A 16,935-nucleotide genomic window follows, 5' to 3' on the forward strand; every position below is an offset into this window, starting at 1 on the left:
GCTCCCGGTGCCCGGAATTAAGACCTGTCTGACCGGCGGAGTTCCTCAGGCAATGCCCAGAACCTTGAAAACAAATGCATATTCGAGCGCTACGTCACGTAATCCCTGATAACGCCCGCTCATGCCGCCGTGGCCGGCGCCCAGTTCGGTCTTGAGCAGCAATGGATTGTCATCGGTCTTGGTCGCACGCAACTTCGCCACCCACTTGGCCGCTTCCCAATACTGCACGCGGCTGTCGTTGTAGCCGGCGATCACCAGTGTTGCGGGATACGCCTGTGCAGTGACGTTTTCGTACGGCGCATAGGCCTTGATCCGCTCGTAGACCTCCGGCTCTTCGGGATTGCCCCACTCGTCGTATTCAGTGACGGTCAGCGGCAGATCCGGATCGAGCATAGTGTTGAGCACGTCGACGAACGGCACTTCGGCAATCGCCACACCGAACAGGTCCGGACGCTGATTGAGCACCGCGCCGATCAGCAGGCCACCGGCGCTGCCACCACTGATCGTCAGCTGTGGCGCGGTGGTGATGCCGTTGAGGATCAGGAATTCGGCGCAGGCAATGAAGTCGCTGAAGGTGTTGTGTTTGTGTTCCTGCTTGCCGGCGCGGTACCAGGCTTCGCCCAGTTCACCGCCACCGCGCACGTGGGCGATGGCGAACGCCATGCCGCGATCCAGCAGGCTCAGGCGGGCGTGGGAGAACCACGGATCGAGGCTTGAACCGTAGGCGCCGTAACCGTACAGATACAACGGCACGGGTTTGCCGACCATTTCCCGTTTCATCACCAGGCTGATCGGCACTTGGGTGCCGTCCGGCGCGGTCGCCCACAGGCGCTGGCTGACGTAGGCGTCGGCGTCGAACGGGCCGAGCACCGGGGTTTCCTTGAGCACAGTCTGTTCGCCGGTGGCGAGGATCAGTTGCCGAACCTGGGCTGGACGGTTCAGCGCCTCATAGCGCAGGCGAATGCGGTCGCTTTCGAATTCCAGGCTGTTTTGCACATAGAGGCTGTAGGCCGCATCCGGTAATTGCACGCGATAAGGCGCCAGACCGTGTGGGCGAACTTCGATGATCGGCAGACCACCTTCGCGCAGGCTCAGGGTCAGGGCTTCGGCATTGAGTGTCACGCCATCGAGCATCACCGAATCGCTGTGCGGAATCAGGTTCTGCCAGTCGGCTTCGCTCGGTGCGATGCCGGTGTCCGGCGCCTGATACAGGGCGAAGTTGATGCCGTCGCGGTTGGTGCGGATGAACCAGGTCCACTCGCCATCGAGCTTGCCGTGATCGACGTCGTATTCGTGATCCTCGACCCGTGGCGCCAGACAAGTGAATGGCTGCTGCGGCTGATTGGCGTCCAGCGCCCAGACTTCGCTGGTGGTCTTGCTGCCCAACGACAACAGCAGTTGTTGCTCGGAGCTGGCGCGGTAGCAATGCAGGAAAAAACGCCCGTCCGGTTCGTGGAACACCTCTTCGGCGGCCGTGCCATCCAGGCGATAGCGGAACAGCTTGTGCGGGCGATGGGTGTCGTCGAGTACACCGAAGAACAGGGTCAGGCTGTCGTTGGCCCAGGTCATGCTGCCGTCGCAGTCCTGGAATTCCAGTTCGCTGACACGCTCGCTGGACAATTCCTTCACGAACAGCGTGTAAATCTCGTCGCCCGAGGCGTCGACGCTGTAGGCCAGACGCTGGTGATCCGGGCTGATGCTGAACGCGCCGAGGGAGAAAAAGCCGCCGTTGGCCAGCGCGTTCGGGTCGAGCAGCAATTGTTCGCGGCTTTCATCGAGGGTCAGGCTGTCGTCGGCCGGACGCGGGCAGCGGTAGTGACGGGCGTATTCGTCACCCGCTGTGGTGCGGGTGTAATACAGGTACGGGCCCCATGGCGAGGGGAGGGACAGATCGGTTTCGAGGATCCGGCCCTTGATCTCTTCGAACAGGGTTTCGCGCAGCTCGGCCTGATCGGCGGTCTGTGCCTGCTGGTAGTCGTTTTCAGCCTTGAGGTAGTCGAGCACCGCGTCGGTGTCGCGTTCCTGCAGCCAGGCGTACGGGTCGTGACCGGCGGCCTTGTGGGCAATCGGGGCGCTGCTGACGTTGGCGGATACGGGCATGGAAAGCTCTCGGACATGACAAATAAGGGCCGCACGGACGGCGGGGAAGCCTGACGTGCGAAAAGTCGTTACTATAAGCGCCTCTGTGCGACACGCGTAGCGTGTCTTCAAGACTTCGAGGTGGATGGTCATCTTGAAGGGCTGTTTGATTACAGCCAAGGCTGGAGTACCCAATCTCCGGAATAAAAATCCATCAAAGAAGTCCACTGCCTTCAAGGACTTACCGTTGCGGCGGGGCGGGCCCACAGTCCATCAGCATTCAAATTATTGACTGGAGGAAAGATCTTTTTCTTTCCTGAATGCACACTAAATCATCGGTTCTTACAGAACCTCACCCCAGCGGGAAAGAATCCCCGCAAGGGTTTTCTCCTGCTTCTGAAACAGGAGGAAACGCTTTTCTGAGCCTGCTGATTCGTTCAGTGCTTGCTTACTTATCTGAAGACTCGAGCGAAAGCTCTGTCTGTCATTGTCCATCTAGCTTGCTCGCAAGGTAGCAGCGGACTCGTTGTGCGACCAACGATAGCCTAGGAAAACATGCGTCATTGGCGACGATGAGGTGTGAAGCTTTTCTAACAACGTAGCCCCTGAAAAGGTCTGCAGCCACCGTGAGGGGTTGTAGAGATGCTCGGAGCTGAACCGGGTTGAGGCCCCAGGCTGGTTGGCATGGGCAACATATGTGAACTGCTGATAAACGTCGTAATTATAAACAAGCCAAAACAGCTGTCAGGCTTGAGCCAAAAGGCAAAGTGATCGGATATCTCTGTAGAGGCTGGAGGTACGTCGTCATCAGGATCACCGGCGAAAAGGCAGGCCCTAAACCAATCGTGTGACAGGCAGGGAACGTGGTAAACCCGTATAGCTGCCTTCGGGCAGGTGAACCGCAAGGAGATCTGTTGGCTGTGCGGGTATGGGATCGCAGAGAAAGCGAAAGCCGATCTGTAATGGATCGGATAGAGGTTGAAACATCACCTCACGGGAAACCGGGCAGACTTCTGCGTGGTCTTTCGTCGCATGAACTCTGACTGAGTCTGTCTCAATAATTTCAGAAACCTGCGGTTGAGGTTTCCCATTAATTCACCCCTGACGGGACGTCCATTCCCGTCAGGGGATGCGTACGTCTTCAGCTCAGGCAACTTGAGAGGAAGGCAGCATGAAAGTACACAGCCCTACGGCCGTGTCTGCGCCTTCCGGCGCTCCGCAACAATGGCATGACATCGATTGGTGGCGTGTTCAGCGGAATGTCCGGGCGATGCAGTTACGGATTGCGAAGGCTTGTCGGGAAGGCAATTGGCGCAGGGTTAACTCCCTGCAACGAATGCTGACCCGCTCTCGTTCGGCCAGATATTTGGCTGTTCGGCGAGTCACTGAAAACCAGGGCAAGCGCACGGCGGGAGTCGACCGAGTGCTCTGGGATACACCCGATGCCAAATGGAAAGCGGCAAACGGGTTGAAGCGCCACGGATACAAACCACGGCCTTTAAGGCGTGTGTTCATTCCGAAGTCAAACGGGAAGGAGCGCCCACTAGGCATTCCGACCATGACTGACAGGGCCATGCAGGCTCTATACCTGCTAGCTCTGGCGCCCATTGCAGAAACCACCGGAGATCCGAACAGCTACGGCTTCAGGATCGAGCGCTCTACCGCAGACGCAATGGGACAGCTGTTCATCTGCTTATCCAAGAAGGTCTCGGCCGAATGGGTACTGGAGGCGGACATCAAAGGCTGCTTTGACCATATCAACCATGACTGGCTGATCGCCAATGTCCCTACGGACAAAACGATCCTCCGGAAATGGTTGAAGGCTGGAGTGATTCATAAAGGCCAGCTTCAGGCAACGGATGCCGGTACGCCACAAGGCGGGATCATCTCGCCGACTTTGGCAAATATGGTGCTGGATGGATTGGAGTCACAGCTCAAGCAACACTTGGGCGTGACGAAGGCCAAGAAGCTGAAAATCAATGTGGTGCGCTATGCGGATGACTTTGTGATTACCGGAAACTCGAAAGAGATGCTGGAAAGCGAAATCAGACCTTGGGTGGAGCAATTCCTCGCTGTGCGAGGATTGCAGCTGTCACTCGAGAAAACCCGCGTGGTTCACATAGACGAAGGCTTTGACTTTCTGGGATGGAATTTCCGCAAGTACGAAGGAAAGCTCCTGATCAAGCCAAGCAAGAAAAACGTGAAAGCGTTCTATCGCAAGGTGAAAGACGTCATCAGTACCAACAAAACGGCAAAGCAAGAGGATCTGATCCAACGGCTGAATCCGATACTGCGTGGCTGGGCGATGTACCACCAGCCAGTGGTTGCCAAGAAGGCGTTTAGCAGAATGGATAACTCTGTTTTCCATGCTCTTTGGCGTTGGGCGAAAAGGCGACATCCTAATAAATCGTTGGAATGGGTCAGGAGAGGTTATTTCCAACCCCATGAAGGCAGAAGTTGGGTGTTCGCCACCATGGCGATGAGGACGGACGGGACCAAAGCAATAGCTCCCCTGTACTCAATAGCGAGCACTGCGATCGAGCGGCATAGAAAGGTGAGCGGGGAATACAACCCCTTCGATCCCTCCATGGAGGAAATGGGAGAGAAATTGCGAATGGCGCGAATGCTTAAAAAGCTGAAGTATCGGAAACAGATCGTAAGTCTCTTTCAAAGCCAAAAAGGTCTATGTCCGCTGTGCAAGCAGCCTATTACCAAGGAAAGCGGGTGGCACGACCATCATGTAATCCACCGCTCCCAAGGCGGTGGAGACACCTTGGATAACCGAGTACTATTGCATCCAGTTTGTCATCAGCAGCTACACAGCCGTGGATTGACAGTAAACAAGCCGGCTCCAACCGGGGCTTTCTAAAGACTTGAGCCGTATGCGTTGAAAGGCGCACGTACGGTTCTTAGGGGGAGGCAGACCAGTAATGGTGTGTCTCTACCCGACTTGCCTGCCTTGCCATGGACACCATGACCGAGAACGACTATCTGATCGCCTGGGGCCTTTACGCCTTTGCCGCCGTGGGCTGCCTGCTGGTGTGGATGCGCATGACCCGCTGGATGTGGCGCTGGCTGCGCGAGCCGCTGCGTGTGCTGATGGCGGTGTTGCTGTTCAGCCCGACCATCATTGACCCGGTGAAGGAAAAATTCGCCCCGGCCATCGCCATCACGGCGCTGGATCTGGCGTTCAAGGTCGGCAACAACGCCTGGCGCGCCATTTCCGAACTGCTCATGTACGCCATGATCGCATTCGGCCTGTACCTGATTTTTGTGCTGATCCGCCTGCCGATCGAACGCGCCTCCAAGGCCCGCCGGGAGCAGGCTGAAGCCGCCCGCGCAGCGGCCCGTGCCGATGACGAGCGTGACGCCGATCAACCGTTCGGCGGTGCTGGCGATGACCGCTACGGTCGCCCGCCGGTGCCGAGCAATCCGCAGCGCATGCGGGTCGAGCCGCGTCTGTAATCACGAGAGTCCGCACATGTGTGAATTACTGGGCATGAGTGCCAACGTGCCGACCGACATCGTGTTCAGCTTCACCGGGCTGATGCAGCGCGGCGGTCGCACCGGGCCACATCGCGACGGCTGGGGCATTGCCTTCTACGAAGGGCGCGGCTTGCGCCTGTTCCAGGATCCGGCGGCCAGCAGCGAGTCGGAAGTGGCCAATCTGGTGCAGCGCTATCCGATCAAGAGCGAAGTGGTCATCGGGCATATCCGTCAGGCCAACGTCGGCAAGGTCTGCCTGTCCAACACCCACCCGTTCGTCCGCGAACTGTGGGGGCGCAACTGGTGCTTCGCGCACAACGGTCAGCTCGCCGACTTCACCCCGATCAAGAGTTTCTACCGTCCGGTCGGTGATACCGACAGCGAAGCGGCGTTCTGCGATTTGCTCAACCGGGTACGTGCAGCGTTTCCGGAACCGGTCGATATAGAAGTGCTGCTGCCGGATCTGGTCGCGGCCTGCGCCGAATATCGCAGCAAAGGCGTGTTCAACTGCCTGCTCAGCGACGGCGACTGGCTGTTCTGCTATTGCTCGACCAAACTGGCGCAGATCACCCGACGCGCACCGTTTGGCCCGGCGCGGCTCAAGGATGTCGATGTGATTGTCGACTTCCAGGCCGAAACCACGCCCAACGACGTGGTCACGGTGGTTGCCACCGAACCCTTGACCGAAAACGAAACCTGGACCCGCTACGAACCGGGCCAATGGAGCCTGTGGCGACGCGGCGAATGCGTCAGCCAAGGCACGACCGAATAAGGATTGCACCCCCATGTTGCTCAGTTATCTACGGCTGGTGTTGTTTGCGGCGGGCCTGTTGATCGGTGTCCAGGTGCCGGGCTTCATCAACGATTACGCAAAGCGGGTCGAAGCGCACCTGATCGAGGCGCAGACTGGTCTACGCGGCTTCCAGGGCACCGCCGAGCAGTTTTTCAAGGGTGATATCCAGGCGCTGGTCGCCCACTATCGAGCCAGCGAAGATCCGGTGTTTCGCAGCGATGCCGACAGCCTGAGCACCTTGCTCAACCGTCAGCTGGCGCTGGACAAGCAATTCCAGGCGATGCAGGGCCCGTGGTACATCCGCTTCCTGCAAGTGGTGCTGGCCGCCGACCCGGACATCCGCAAGGAAACCTGGAATGGCTACAGCTACCAGATCCTGCTGACGCCGGAAGCGATGATCTGGGGCATGAGCGGCGCAATGTTGCTGTCGTTCGGCCTTGAATGCCTGTTCCGTCTGATCGACTGGGTGGTGCTGGGCGGCAAGCGCCTGCGCCAGAGCCGACCGATCGAAGACCGGGATGTGCGCGGGCTGTAAGCTTCGATGGATCGTTCCCACGCAGTGGGAACGATCAACTTAGAACGATGTAATCCGTACCTACCTTGCGCGCATATTCCTCCAGCACCTGCTGACACAACGTCACAATTTCCTCGACCCATTCCACACCGACCCGCCACGACACCACCACCTGCAGGTTCGGCGGACGCTGTTCGATGTCAAGCAGGGTCAATTCCCCTCGCGCCAGTTCCTCGGCCACCAGTACCGGCGGCAACGCGCCAATACCGAATCCGTCGCGCAACAGACGGGTGATCGCCGACACTGAATTCACACAGTTCAAGCGTGGCGCCAGCACGCCCTGGGCCTGCATCAGCGCCAGGATGTCCTGATGCGGCCGGGAGTTTTTCGAGTAGGTGATGATCCGTTCCTGCGCCAGGTCGGCGAGGCTTTGATAGTCACGGTTGTAGATCGAGTTGCTGGCGACGATCCAGCCGATGGGGTGGCTGGCCAGCTCCAGGCTGCGCACGCTTTCCTGGCGCACCAGGTCGGTTTGCAGGATCAGGTCAAGAAATCCTTTTTGCAGCTGATCGCAGAGGTTCAGCGAGGTATCCGCCACCAGCTCGATTTCCACCCGAGGGTACAGATCGGTCATCTGCGCCACCAAAGGGCTGAGCCAAGTGTGGATCACCGTGTCCATCACGCCGATACGTACCCGGCCGACCTTGCTCGATCGTGTCTCGATCGACTGCTTCAGCGCCTGCATCGTGTCGAGCATCTGCTCGGCATAGTCCAGCACTTTCAAACCTTCGGGCGTCAGACTGACGCCGCGTGAGTCACGCAAGAACAGCTTCACCCCCAGCTCGCCTTCGAGCACCGCGATCCGGCTGGAGATCGAGGCCTGGGTGGTGAACAGCTTGTCGGCGGTCAGGCGAAAACTTTTCAGCCGGGCGACCCAGACGAAGGTTTCGAGAAACTTCAGGTTCATGGCAACAAATTTTTCTTATGTCTTGGGCGGGTTTTTATTCGTTGGACGCGACCGGGTGACGCACCCAAGAATCGACGCATCCGGTTCCCACGATAGGCGTCGTCGGAGCTTCGAACAAGACCAATAAAAGCCTGCGGAGACATGCCATGAGTGCGCCCGACACCCTCGACCTCCCCAAGACTGCGGCCCGTCCCGGCCCGTTCGACTGGTATCGCAACATCAATCAGCAGGAGCGCCGGACCTTCTGGAGCTGCAAGATCGGCTACGGTCTGGACGGCATGGACACCCAGATGCTCAGCTTCGTGGTGCCGACCCTGATCGCAATTTGGGGCATCACCACTGGCGAAGCCGGGCTGATTCACACCAGTACCCTGATCGCTTCGGCCATCGGCGGCTGGGTGGCGGGGATTCTCTCCGACCGCATCGGCCGCGTGCGCACCCTGCAACTGACGGTGCTGTGGTTTGCCTTCTTCACTTTTCTCTGCGGCTTCGCTCAAAACTACGAACAGCTGCTGATCGCCCGCACACTGATGGGCTTCGGTTTCGGCGGCGAGTGGACGGCTGGCGCAGTGCTGATCGGTGAAGTGATCCGCGCCAAGGATCGCGGCAAAGCGGTGGGCATGGTGCAATCCGGCTGGGCGCTGGGTTGGGGGCTGACGGCGATTCTCTATGCGCTGCTGTTCTCGGTGTTGCCACCGGAAGATGCCTGGCGCGCACTGTTCATCCTCGGCATCGTGCCGGCAGTGTTCGTGATTTTCGTCCGCCGTCTGGTGAAAGACCCGGAGATCTACCGCGAAGCCAAGGCCAAGCAAACCCCGGACAGCCCGTCGAAGTTCTACGAGATCTTCGCCCCCGGCATGCTCTTCACCACGATTCGCGCCTCATTGCTGACCACCGGCGCCCTCGGCGGTTATTACGCGATCACCTCCTGGCTGCCGACTTTTCTGAAGAACGAACGCGGCTTGAGCGTACTCGGCACCGGCGGTTATCTGGCGATGGTGATCATCGGTTCCTACGTCGGTTATGTGATCAGCGCCTATTTGACCGACCTGTTGGGCCGCAAGAAGAACTTCATCCTGTTCGCGGTCGGCTCGTTCACCATCGTTCTGCTCTACACCCAATTACCGGTCAGCAATGGCGTGATGTTGTGGTTGGGCTTTCCGCTGGGCTTTTTTGCCTCGGGGATTTTCAGTGGCATGGGCGCGTTTCTCACCGAGCTGTTTCCAACCCGGATTCGCGGCTCGGGGCAGGGCTTCTGCTACAACATCGGCCGGGCACTGGCGGCGTTGTTCCCGCTGTTGATCGGGTTGCTCAGCCAGAAAGTGCCGCTGAGTGTAGGCATCGGTGCCTTTGCGGCAGTGTCCTACGGCGTGGTGATCCTCGCGGCATTGAGCCTGCCGGAAACCCGTGGCAAACAACTGGACGCGCAGTAACTGATAACCTGCGGGACACTGCCTGTCCCACAGCAAAAAAAGAAAAGAACTACAGGAGTGTTCACCGTGAGCCGCCTGCTATTGAACTGTGACATCGGCGAGAGCTTCGGCAGCTGGACCATGGGTCTGGATGCGGAAGTCATGCCCTTCATCGACTGCGCCAACATTGCCTGCGGTTTCCACGCCGGCGACCCGAGCATCATGCGCAAGACCGTCAGCCTGGCCCTGAGCCACGGCGTGCAGATCGGTGCGCATCCGGCCTATCAGGATCTGGTGGGATTCGGCCGGCGTTCCATGGCCTATACCGCTCAGGAGCTGCAAGACATCCTGCATTACCAGATCGGTGCCCTCGACGGTATTTGCCGTGCCCAGGGTGGCAAAGTCAGTTACGTCAAACCCCACGGCGCGATGTACAACGACATGATGGCCAACCCGGCGCAGTTGCGAGCGGTGATACAAGCCGTCGCGGCTTACGATCGCAGCCTGCCGCTGATGCTGATGGCCACCCGCGACAACACGGCCGCGCAACAGCTTGGCGACGAATACGGCGTGAGCCTGTGGTTCGAAGCCTTCGCCGACCGCGCCTACGACAGCGCCGGCCGACTGGTTTCGCGACAACTGCCGGGCGCGGTGCATCACGATTCCGAAACCATTATCGGGCAGGCGCTGACCATCGCCCGTGGTGACAACCTCACCGCCAGCGACGGCAGCGCGCTGCACCTGCAAGCCAACACGCTGTGCGTGCACGGTGACAACGCCAGTTCAGTGGCGGCCGTGCAGCGCATTCGTCAGGCCCTGAACGAGCAGAGCGCGCCATGAATCCGCGGGTGGAAGTGGTGGCGCTCGATTGCCTGATGCTGCGTCTGTTTGATGAAATCGCCGAAGCCAACATGCCGTGGATGCTCGCCGCCAGTGAGCGGCTGCGCGCGGTGTTCGGCGAGCATCTGATCGATCTGGTGCCGTCGTACACCACGTTGATGGTGCATTACGACCTGACCGCGTTGAGCCCGAATCAGGCTCGGGAATTGATCGCCGAAGCGCTGATCGACCTGTCGCCGAATGCGCACACCGGCGGCCAGTGTCATGTGCTGCCGGTGTGGTACGACCTGAGTGTCGGCCCGGAATTGAGCCTGCTGTCAAAGCGCAGCGGTTTGTCGGTGGAAGAAGTGATTCGCCGTCACAGTGCCCGGGAATATCAGGTGTTCGCGCTCGGATTTGCGCCGGGATTTGCCTTCATGGGGCTGGTGGAAGAAATTCTCGCTGCACCACGTCTGAATACCCCACGCAAGAAAGTCGCCGCCGGCAGCGTCGGCATCGCCGAACGGCAGACAGCGGCGTATCCGGTGGTGTCCCCCGGTGGCTGGAACCTGATCGGTCGCACGCCGGCAAAGTTGTTCGACCGTGAACGCGATGGCTACAGCCTCATGCAGCCCGGGGATACCGTGCGTTTCGAAGCGGTGAGCCATGCCGAATTCATCCGCCTCGGCGGTGACGACACGCCTCTGGAGGCCTTGGCATGAGCCGACTGACGATTGAAGCGAGCACGCCGTTGTGCCTGTTGCAGGATGCCGGACGGTTTGGCGTACGCCATCTGGGCGTGACTCAGGGCGGCGCGGCGGACTGGCGGTCGATGGCGTGGGCCAACTGGCTGCTGGGCAATGGCTTGGACTTGCCGGTGATCGAAATCACCCTCGGCGGGTTCACAGTGGTGGCTGAAGAAGATTGCTTGCTGGCATTGGCGGGTGCCGATCTTGGCGCGCAGATCGACGGCGAGGCGTTGGCGCCGTGGCGCAGTTTCAAGCTGCGCAATGGGCAGACCTTGAAGTTCACTCAGCCGTTGCTGGGCGCGCGGGCCTATCTGGCGGCGCCCGGCGGTTTCAGTGCGCCGAAGGTGCTGGGCAGCAGTGCTACGGTGGTGCGTGAGGAGCTTGGCGGTCTTGATGGTTTTGGATTGCCGCTGGCCAAGGGCGCTTCGCTGAGTTATCAGGGCGAAACCCTGTTGGTGCGTGAGGTTCCAGCGGAGCATCGACCGGACCTGCGCCTCGACGCACCGCTCGATCTGGTGCTGGGCGCGCAGATCGGTCAGTTCAGCGGGCAGAGCCTGTTCGATGCCTTCAACCGTGCCTGGACGCTGGACAGTCGCGCGGACCGAATGGGCATTCGCTTGCTGGGGACGGCGTTGCAGTATCAGGGCCAACCGATGATTTCCGAGGGCATTCCGCTGGGCGCGGTGCAGGTGCCGCCGGACGGACAGCCAATCGTGTTGCTCAATGATCGGCAGACCATTGGCGGCTATCCGCGATTGGGCGCGTTGACGCCGCTGGCGCTGGCCCGCCTGGCGCAGTGTCTGCCGGGGGCGAAGGTCAGATTGCGCCCGGTGGTACAAGAAGTTGCACACCGGGAGCATGTCGAATATCTGAAGCGCTTTTGATGGTTTCCCCCGCCGCTGGCGGGGGAGCCATTGCGGATTACTTGGACAGAAACCGCATCCCTTCTTCCAGCCCGCGCAACGTCAACGGATACATCTGGTCCTCGATCAGATCCCGCACGATGTTGGTCGACGAGGTGTAACCCCACGTATCTTTGGGGTACGGATTGATCCAGATGAGCTTCTTGTACTTCTCCATGAAGCGCTGCATCCACACGTAACCCGGCTCTTCGTTCCAGTGCTCGACGCTGCCGCCGGCCTGGGTGATTTCATAAGGTGCCATTGCGGCGTCACCGATGAAGATCACTTTGTAGTCGGCGCCGTACTTGTGCAGCAAGTCCTGGGTCGACGTGCGCTCGGAAGTGCGGCGCATGTTGTTCTTCCACACCGATTCATAAATGAAGTTGTGGAAGTAGAAGTACTCCAGATGCTTGAACTCGGTCTTGCAGGCCGAGAACAGTTCCTCGCAGATCTTCACGTGGGCGTCCATCGAGCCGCCGATGTCGAACAGCAGCAACAGCTTCACCGTGTTGCGCCGTTCCGGGCGCATCTGGATGTTCAGCAGGCCGGCGTCCTTGGCGGTGTGGTCGATGGTGCCGTCGATATCCAGCTCTTCCGCCGCGCCCTGACGAGCGAATTTGCGCAGGCGGCGCAGGGCGACCTTGATGTTGCGGGTGCCCAGTTCAACGGAGTCGTCGAGGTTCTTGTACTCGCGCTGATCCCAGACTTTCACCGCTTTGCCTTGGCGCTTGCCAGCATCGCCGACCCGGATGCCTTCCGGGTTGAAACCGCCGGAGCCGAACGGGCTGGTGCCGCCGGTGCCGATCCATTTGTTGCCGCCGGCGTGGCGTTCCTTCTGTTCTTCCAGGCGTTTCTTGAACTCTTCAATCAGCTTGTCCAGGCCGCCGAGAGACTGGATCTGCGCGCGTTCCTCGTCGCTCAGCGAACGCTCGAATTCCTTGCGCAGCCAGTCTTCGGGGATCAGCGCCTGCAAGTGATCGTCGAGCTTTTCCAGGCCATTGAAGTAGGCGCCGAACGCACGGTCGAACTTGTCGAAATGCCGTTCGTCCTTCACCAGAATCGCCCGCGACAAGTAGTAGAACTCGTCCATGTCGGCGAAGGTCACGCGCTGTTTCAGTGCGTTGATCAGGTCGAGCAGCTCGCGCACCGACACCGGCACCTTGGCTGCACGCATTTCATTGAACAGGTTGAGCAACATGGCGTCAGCCTCTTAGCGGGTGCCGCGACGGCTCATGAACGCCAGACGTTCCAGCAGTTGCACGTCCTGTTCGTTCTTCACCAGCGCACCGGCCAGCGGCGGGATGGCTTTGGTCGGATCGCGTTCGCGCAGCACCGCTTCGCCGATGTTGTCGGCCATCAGCAGTTTCAGCCAGTCGACCAGTTCCGAGGTCGACGGCTTCTTCTTCAGGCCCGGCACCTTGCGCACGTCGAAGAACACGTCCAGCGCTTCGCTGACCAGATCCTTCTTGATGTCCGGGTAGTGAACATCGACGATTTTCTGCAGGGTGGTGCGGTCGGGGAAGGCGATGTAGTGGAAGAAGCAGCGGCGCAGGAACGCGTCCGGCAGCTCTTTCTCGTTGTTGGAAGTAATGATGATGATCGGACGTTTCTTGGCCTTGATGGTCTCGTCGATCTCGTAAACGTAGAACTCCATCTTGTCGAGTTCCTGCAACAGGTCGTTGGGGAACTCGATATCGGCCTTGTCGATTTCGTCGATCAGCAGAATGACCCGCTCTTCGGACTCGAACGCTTCCCAGAGCTTGCCCTTCTTCAGGTAGTTGCGCACGTCGTGGACTTTTTCATTGCCCAGTTGCGAGTCGCGCAGACGGCTGACCGCATCGTACTCGTACAGGCCCTGATGGGCCTTGGTGGTGGACTTGATGTGCCAGGTGATCAGCTTGGCGCCGAACGATTCGGCCAGTTGCTCGGCGAGCATGGTCTTGCCGGTGCCCGGTTCGCCCTTCACCAGCAGCGGCCGCTCCAGGGTGATGGCGGCGTTGACCGCCAGCTTCAGGTCATCGGTGGCGACGTAGGCCTGGGTGCCTTCGAACTTCATCTGCTAATCCTCGAACGGTAACTCCGACCTGAACGGGCAGGGCGGGGGCGAAATAATCGGATGCCCGACTATAACGCGCGGCCCGGTCGACTGTGAACGCAGACGGCTTATTCAGTCTCTGAATGGGGCGTCACATGTTGACTCAGTTTCGGCGCGAGGCCAGTATTCCAGGTATCGCCGATTTGGCGATAGCCTTCGGGCATGACTACCAAATACCGATTTCGCGAAAAATACCGCATTCAGTTGCGCGAGAAGGATCACCCGCCACCCCATGTTCACATGACCGGTGGTGGAGTGGATGTGATGCTTAGCTTGGAAACCGTCGAGGTCATGATGGGCAAGGCACCGCCACTGATCGTCAAGGAAGCGTTGGCGTGGGTTTCGGCCCATCAGACGCAATTGCTGGAGGACTGGAAACGATGTTACCCATGAAGCGGCCACGATTGGCCGCAGTGCAGGCTGTTGGCGATGCTTGCCTGTCGCTGACCTTTATTGATGGCCAACGGCTGAACCTGGACTTGAGCCGCGATCTGCAAACCTATCCGGGGCTCGCTCCGCTACTGGACGCTGAAGTGTTTGCAACCGCTGAGTTGGGTGACGACGGCTGGAGCGTGGAGTGGCTGGAACCGGATATCCAGATTGGTGCCGATACCTTGTACCGGGACGCGCTCGCGCAAAATGCGCCGGACGAAAACACACGGATTTTCATGGATTGGCGCGCTCGCACCGGTCTACCGTTGAATGAGGCGGCCGAAGCGTTGGGTGTCAGCGCCCGCAGCATCAGTCGCTACAGTAATGGTCGGGAAGCGGTGCCGCGATCATTGGCCCTGGCCTGTCTGGGTTGGGATTCGTTGCAGGAGAAGCCTGCACTGATCGCGGCAGAGGATACCGGGCGCTACATCGTCAACCGAAAAACTTAGCCCGCATCCGGCTTCGGCCGTTCATACCGAGCATTGAAGGCCTGGATGAATCCGTTGCGCAAAATCTGCAAAAACGCTTCGAACGCGTTGATATCTTGCTGGTGCACGCTGCCGCTGAGTTCGACTCGGGTGGCAAACTGGTTTTTGCCCTGGTTTTTCAGCACGGTTTCCGTGCCGCCGACCAGTGCTTCCCAGATCGAGCGGAAGATCCCCTTGTTCTTGTTCTCGACATCTTGCTGCCAGTTGAACACGTCCACGTCGCGCAGCAGCGGTTTGATGTAGCCCTTGAGCTGGCCCTTGTTGGCGGCGGCTTCGATGACCACGTCGCCGTGGCCGGCGTTGAAGTCGAATTTGCCGTAGGCCGAGGCGAAATCGTTCATGCGCTTGAGCTCGATGTCGCGGGCCCGCAGGCGAAATTCGAAGTCTTCGAAATTGCTCAAGGGGTCGAAGGTGGCTGTGGTTTCCAGCGGGGCATGCCCCAGCAGCAGAGCCTTGCCTTCGAAGCGAGCGTCGCGTCTGCCTTCTTTGTCGACCACGTTGGTCAGGTTGTAAATGCTGGCGTCGACGTTGGTTGCATTCATGTTTACCGGTGGTTTGGAGTTGAAGTTGCGAAAGCTGATCCGCCCATCGCTGATCTGCACTTCGTCGAGCGTGATAGGCAACAGTTTGCCCAGTTGCTCACGCCAGTCGGTGCCCTGACCGGTCTGGGAGTTCTGCTTGTTGGCACCACCATCGACGAAGTTCACCTGAGGTTTAAAGAATTTCACCTGTGCCACGACAGCATGGTCGTACCAAAGCGAGTGCCAACTGACAGACAGGTCGATAACCGGCGCATCGACGAACGGCACCGGCACCTTGCCGTCGGCCTTGACGATTTTCAGGCCATTGATCTTGTAGGCCCCGCGCCAGAGCGCCAGGTCCACGTCGGTGATCTGGCCGCGGTAGTCGCCCATGTTGGCCAGCTTGTCATTCAGATAGTCGCGCACGAGGTAGGGCAGGGCGATGTGCAGGGCGACCAGTAATACAACGAGAGTGGTGAAAATCCACAATGGCCAACGGTAGCGACGCTTCATGGCAGCAAATTCCGAACGGTATAAAGCGATTGACTGCCGCCTGCCGCAGACGTTCGGCCCGACTGGACTGACAAGAGCAACAGGCTTACCTTGGAGAGCTGAATTCAACGCTGCACAAGGACCCAGCCATGAGCCGTATTTTTGCTGACAACGCCCATTCCATCGGCAACACGCCGCTGGTGCAGATCAACCGCATCGCGCCCCGTGGCGTGACCATTCTGGCCAAGATCGAAGGTCGCAACCCGGGCTACTCGGTCAAGTGCCGGATCGGCGCCAACATGATCTGGGACGCCGAAAGCAGCGGCAAACTCAAGCCGGGCATGACCATTGTCGAGCCGACCTCCGGCAACACCGGCATCGGCCTGGCATTTGTCGCTGCCGCGCGCGGTTACAAATTGCTGCTGACCATGCCGGCCTCGATGAGCATCGAGCGACGCAAGGTGCTCAAGGCGCTGGGTGCCGAGCTGGTGCTGACCGAGCCAGCCAAGGGCATGAAAGGCGCTATCGAAAAGGCCAACGAAATCGTAGCCAGTGACGCGGGCAAATACTTCATGCCGGCCCAGTTCGATAACCCGGCCAACCCAGCCATTCATGAAAAGACCACTGGCCCGGAAATCTGGAATGACACCGATGGCGCCATCGATGTGCTGGTCGCAGGGGTCGGCACCGGTGGAACCATTACCGGTGTGTCGCGGTATATCAAGAATACGGCGGGCAAACCGATTCTGTCGGTGGCGGTGGAACCGGTGTCTTCGCCGGTGATTACCCAGGCGCTGGCAGGTCAAGAAATCAAGCCGAGCCCGCACAAGATTCAGGGCATCGGCGCCGGTTTTGTGCCGAAGAACCTTGATCTGTCGATGGTTGACCGGGTCGAGCTGGTGACGGATGACGAGTCCAAGGCCATGGCCCTGCGCCTGATGCAGGAAGAGGGGATCCTGTGCGGGATTTCCTGCGGTGCGGCCATGTCGGTGGCGGTGCGTCTGGCGGAGACCCCGGAAATGCAGGGCAAGACCATTGTGGTGGTGCTGCCCGACTCCGGTGAGCGTTATCTGTCGAGCATGCTGTTCAGTGATCTGTTCACCGATCAGGAGAACCAGCAGTAAGGGGGCGCGTTGATTCAGGTCAGCCAGGGTTCAGGATCGTTATGTTAATAAGTGCTTTGTTG

At 59.5% G+C, this 16,935-nt stretch carries 16 protein-coding genes; 11 read left to right on the top strand and 5 right to left on the bottom strand.

The window, feature by feature from the left end; all coding sequences use genetic code 11:
* Positions 1-45: 45 nt before the first annotated feature.
* Positions 46-2,100 carry a S9 family peptidase gene (locus L6D74_RS14210; RefSeq protein ID WP_236189586.1) on the bottom strand — a complete coding sequence of 685 codons (2,055 nt, stop codon included), beginning with the start codon at positions 2,098-2,100 and terminating at the stop codon, positions 46-48.
* A 1,150-nt stretch (positions 2,101-3,250) separates the two neighbouring features.
* On the opposite strand from L6D74_RS14210, the gene ltrA reads away from it, so the two are divergent.
* The 4 genes from ltrA (at position 3,251) to L6D74_RS14230 (ending at position 6,893) form a co-directional block, all read left to right on the top strand.
* Positions 3,251-4,948: a group II intron reverse transcriptase/maturase gene (gene ltrA / locus L6D74_RS14215; RefSeq protein ID WP_236189587.1), complete on the top strand. Its 1,698-nt coding sequence runs from the start codon at positions 3,251-3,253 to the stop codon at positions 4,946-4,948.
* A gap of 95 nt (positions 4,949-5,043) precedes the next feature.
* Positions 5,044-5,544 (top strand): hypothetical protein, encoded by a 501-nt coding sequence (locus L6D74_RS14220; protein WP_039772625.1) that lies wholly within the window; start codon positions 5,044-5,046, stop codon positions 5,542-5,544.
* A 16-nt stretch (positions 5,545-5,560) separates the two neighbouring features.
* Entirely contained in the window at positions 5,561-6,337 is a 777-nt protein-coding gene (locus L6D74_RS14225; RefSeq protein ID WP_236189588.1) for a class II glutamine amidotransferase, read from the top strand.
* Between the two features lie 13 nt (positions 6,338-6,350).
* Complete coding sequence (locus L6D74_RS14230) at positions 6,351-6,893, top strand: DUF2937 family protein (protein ID WP_011332934.1); 543 nt, start codon at positions 6,351-6,353, stop codon at positions 6,891-6,893.
* Positions 6,894-6,927: 34 nt separating this feature from the next.
* On the opposite strand, the gene L6D74_RS14235 is transcribed toward L6D74_RS14230, so the two are convergent.
* Positions 6,928-7,839, bottom strand: coding sequence for a LysR family transcriptional regulator (locus tag L6D74_RS14235; protein WP_064594170.1), 912 nt, complete (start codon positions 7,837-7,839; stop codon positions 6,928-6,930).
* Positions 7,840-7,985: 146 nt separating this feature from the next.
* On the opposite strand from L6D74_RS14235, the gene L6D74_RS14240 reads away from it, so the two are divergent.
* The 4 genes from L6D74_RS14240 (at position 7,986) to L6D74_RS14255 (ending at position 11,703) form a co-directional block, all read left to right on the top strand.
* Complete coding sequence (locus tag L6D74_RS14240) at positions 7,986-9,272, top strand: MFS transporter (protein ID WP_236189589.1); 1,287 nt, start codon at positions 7,986-7,988, stop codon at positions 9,270-9,272.
* A gap of 66 nt (positions 9,273-9,338) precedes the next feature.
* Positions 9,339-10,091, top strand: a complete 753-nt coding sequence (locus tag L6D74_RS14245) for a 5-oxoprolinase subunit PxpA (protein ID WP_236189590.1) — start codon at positions 9,339-9,341, stop codon at positions 10,089-10,091.
* Positions 10,088-10,792, top strand: a complete 705-nt coding sequence (gene pxpB / locus L6D74_RS14250; RefSeq protein WP_236189591.1) for a 5-oxoprolinase subunit PxpB — start codon at positions 10,088-10,090, stop codon at positions 10,790-10,792. The genes L6D74_RS14245 and pxpB overlap by 4 nt, the downstream gene beginning before the upstream one ends.
* Positions 10,789-11,703: a 5-oxoprolinase subunit C family protein gene (locus tag L6D74_RS14255; RefSeq protein WP_236189592.1), complete on the top strand. Its 915-nt coding sequence runs from the start codon at positions 10,789-10,791 to the stop codon at positions 11,701-11,703. Before pxpB ends, L6D74_RS14255 begins: the two co-directional genes overlap by 4 nt.
* 37 nt (positions 11,704-11,740) lie before the next feature.
* Here L6D74_RS14255 and L6D74_RS14260 read toward each other — a convergent pair whose 3' ends face one another.
* Together L6D74_RS14260 and L6D74_RS14265 are read right to left on the bottom strand one after the other, a co-directional pair.
* Positions 11,741-12,919 carry a vWA domain-containing protein gene (locus L6D74_RS14260; protein ID WP_016771218.1) on the bottom strand — a complete coding sequence of 393 codons (1,179 nt, stop codon included), beginning with the start codon at positions 12,917-12,919 and terminating at the stop codon, positions 11,741-11,743.
* 12 nt (positions 12,920-12,931) lie between these two features.
* Complete coding sequence (locus L6D74_RS14265; protein ID WP_007911294.1) at positions 12,932-13,777, bottom strand: AAA family ATPase; 846 nt, start codon at positions 13,775-13,777, stop codon at positions 12,932-12,934.
* A gap of 201 nt (positions 13,778-13,978) precedes the next feature.
* Between L6D74_RS14265 and L6D74_RS14270 the strand changes: the two genes are divergently transcribed.
* Together L6D74_RS14270 and L6D74_RS14275 are read left to right on the top strand one after the other, a co-directional pair.
* Positions 13,979-14,209, top strand: coding sequence for a DUF4160 domain-containing protein (locus L6D74_RS14270; protein ID WP_236189593.1), 231 nt, complete (start codon positions 13,979-13,981; stop codon positions 14,207-14,209).
* Positions 14,197-14,697, top strand: a complete 501-nt coding sequence (locus L6D74_RS14275) for a DUF2442 domain-containing protein (RefSeq protein ID WP_236189594.1) — start codon at positions 14,197-14,199, stop codon at positions 14,695-14,697. The genes L6D74_RS14270 and L6D74_RS14275 overlap by 13 nt, the downstream gene beginning before the upstream one ends.
* Here L6D74_RS14275 and L6D74_RS14280 read toward each other — a convergent pair.
* Positions 14,694-15,770 (bottom strand): DUF748 domain-containing protein, encoded by a 1,077-nt coding sequence (locus L6D74_RS14280; RefSeq protein ID WP_236189595.1) that lies wholly within the window; start codon positions 15,768-15,770, stop codon positions 14,694-14,696. The genes L6D74_RS14275 and L6D74_RS14280 overlap by 4 nt on opposite strands.
* Before the next feature lie 128 nt (positions 15,771-15,898).
* Here L6D74_RS14280 and cysK point away from each other — a divergent pair, with 128 nt between their 5' ends.
* Positions 15,899-16,873 carry a cysteine synthase A gene (gene cysK, locus L6D74_RS14285; RefSeq protein ID WP_011332943.1) on the top strand — a complete coding sequence of 325 codons (975 nt, stop codon included), beginning with the start codon at positions 15,899-15,901 and terminating at the stop codon, positions 16,871-16,873.
* The last annotated feature ends 62 nt before the right edge of the window (positions 16,874-16,935 follow it).

The sequence above is a fragment of the Pseudomonas pharyngis genome (assembly GCF_021602345.1).
GTDB lineage: Bacteria > Pseudomonadota > Gammaproteobacteria > Pseudomonadales > Pseudomonadaceae > Aquipseudomonas > Aquipseudomonas pharyngis.

Excerpts from the sequence above, each read along its gene's own strand:
- L6D74_RS14275 (WP_236189594.1), top strand. The coding sequence starts at position 14,197 with ATGTTACCCATGAAGCGGCCACGATTGGCCGCAGTGCAGGCTGTTGGC.
- L6D74_RS14225 (WP_236189588.1), top strand. The coding sequence starts at position 5,561 with ATGTGTGAATTACTGGGCATGAGTGCCAACGTGCCGACCGACATCGTG.
- L6D74_RS14230 (WP_011332934.1), top strand. The coding sequence starts at position 6,351 with ATGTTGCTCAGTTATCTACGGCTGGTGTTGTTTGCGGCGGGCCTGTTG.
- ltrA (WP_236189587.1), top strand. The coding sequence starts at position 3,251 with ATGAAAGTACACAGCCCTACGGCCGTGTCTGCGCCTTCCGGCGCTCCG.
- L6D74_RS14270 (WP_236189593.1), top strand. The coding sequence starts at position 13,979 with ATGACTACCAAATACCGATTTCGCGAAAAATACCGCATTCAGTTGCGC.
- L6D74_RS14265 (WP_007911294.1), bottom strand. The coding sequence starts at position 13,777 with ATGAAGTTCGAAGGCACCCAGGCCTACGTCGCCACCGATGACCTGAAG.
- L6D74_RS14260 (WP_016771218.1), bottom strand. The coding sequence starts at position 12,919 with ATGTTGCTCAACCTGTTCAATGAAATGCGTGCAGCCAAGGTGCCGGTG.
- L6D74_RS14220 (WP_039772625.1), top strand. The coding sequence starts at position 5,044 with ATGGACACCATGACCGAGAACGACTATCTGATCGCCTGGGGCCTTTAC.
- L6D74_RS14240 (WP_236189589.1), top strand. The coding sequence starts at position 7,986 with ATGAGTGCGCCCGACACCCTCGACCTCCCCAAGACTGCGGCCCGTCCC.
- cysK (WP_011332943.1), top strand. The coding sequence starts at position 15,899 with ATGAGCCGTATTTTTGCTGACAACGCCCATTCCATCGGCAACACGCCG.
- pxpB (WP_236189591.1), top strand. The coding sequence starts at position 10,088 with ATGAATCCGCGGGTGGAAGTGGTGGCGCTCGATTGCCTGATGCTGCGT.
- L6D74_RS14235 (WP_064594170.1), bottom strand. The coding sequence starts at position 7,839 with ATGAACCTGAAGTTTCTCGAAACCTTCGTCTGGGTCGCCCGGCTGAAA.
- L6D74_RS14255 (WP_236189592.1), top strand. The coding sequence starts at position 10,789 with ATGAGCCGACTGACGATTGAAGCGAGCACGCCGTTGTGCCTGTTGCAG.
- L6D74_RS14280 (WP_236189595.1), bottom strand. The coding sequence starts at position 15,770 with ATGAAGCGTCGCTACCGTTGGCCATTGTGGATTTTCACCACTCTCGTT.
- L6D74_RS14210 (WP_236189586.1), bottom strand. The coding sequence starts at position 2,100 with ATGCCCGTATCCGCCAACGTCAGCAGCGCCCCGATTGCCCACAAGGCC.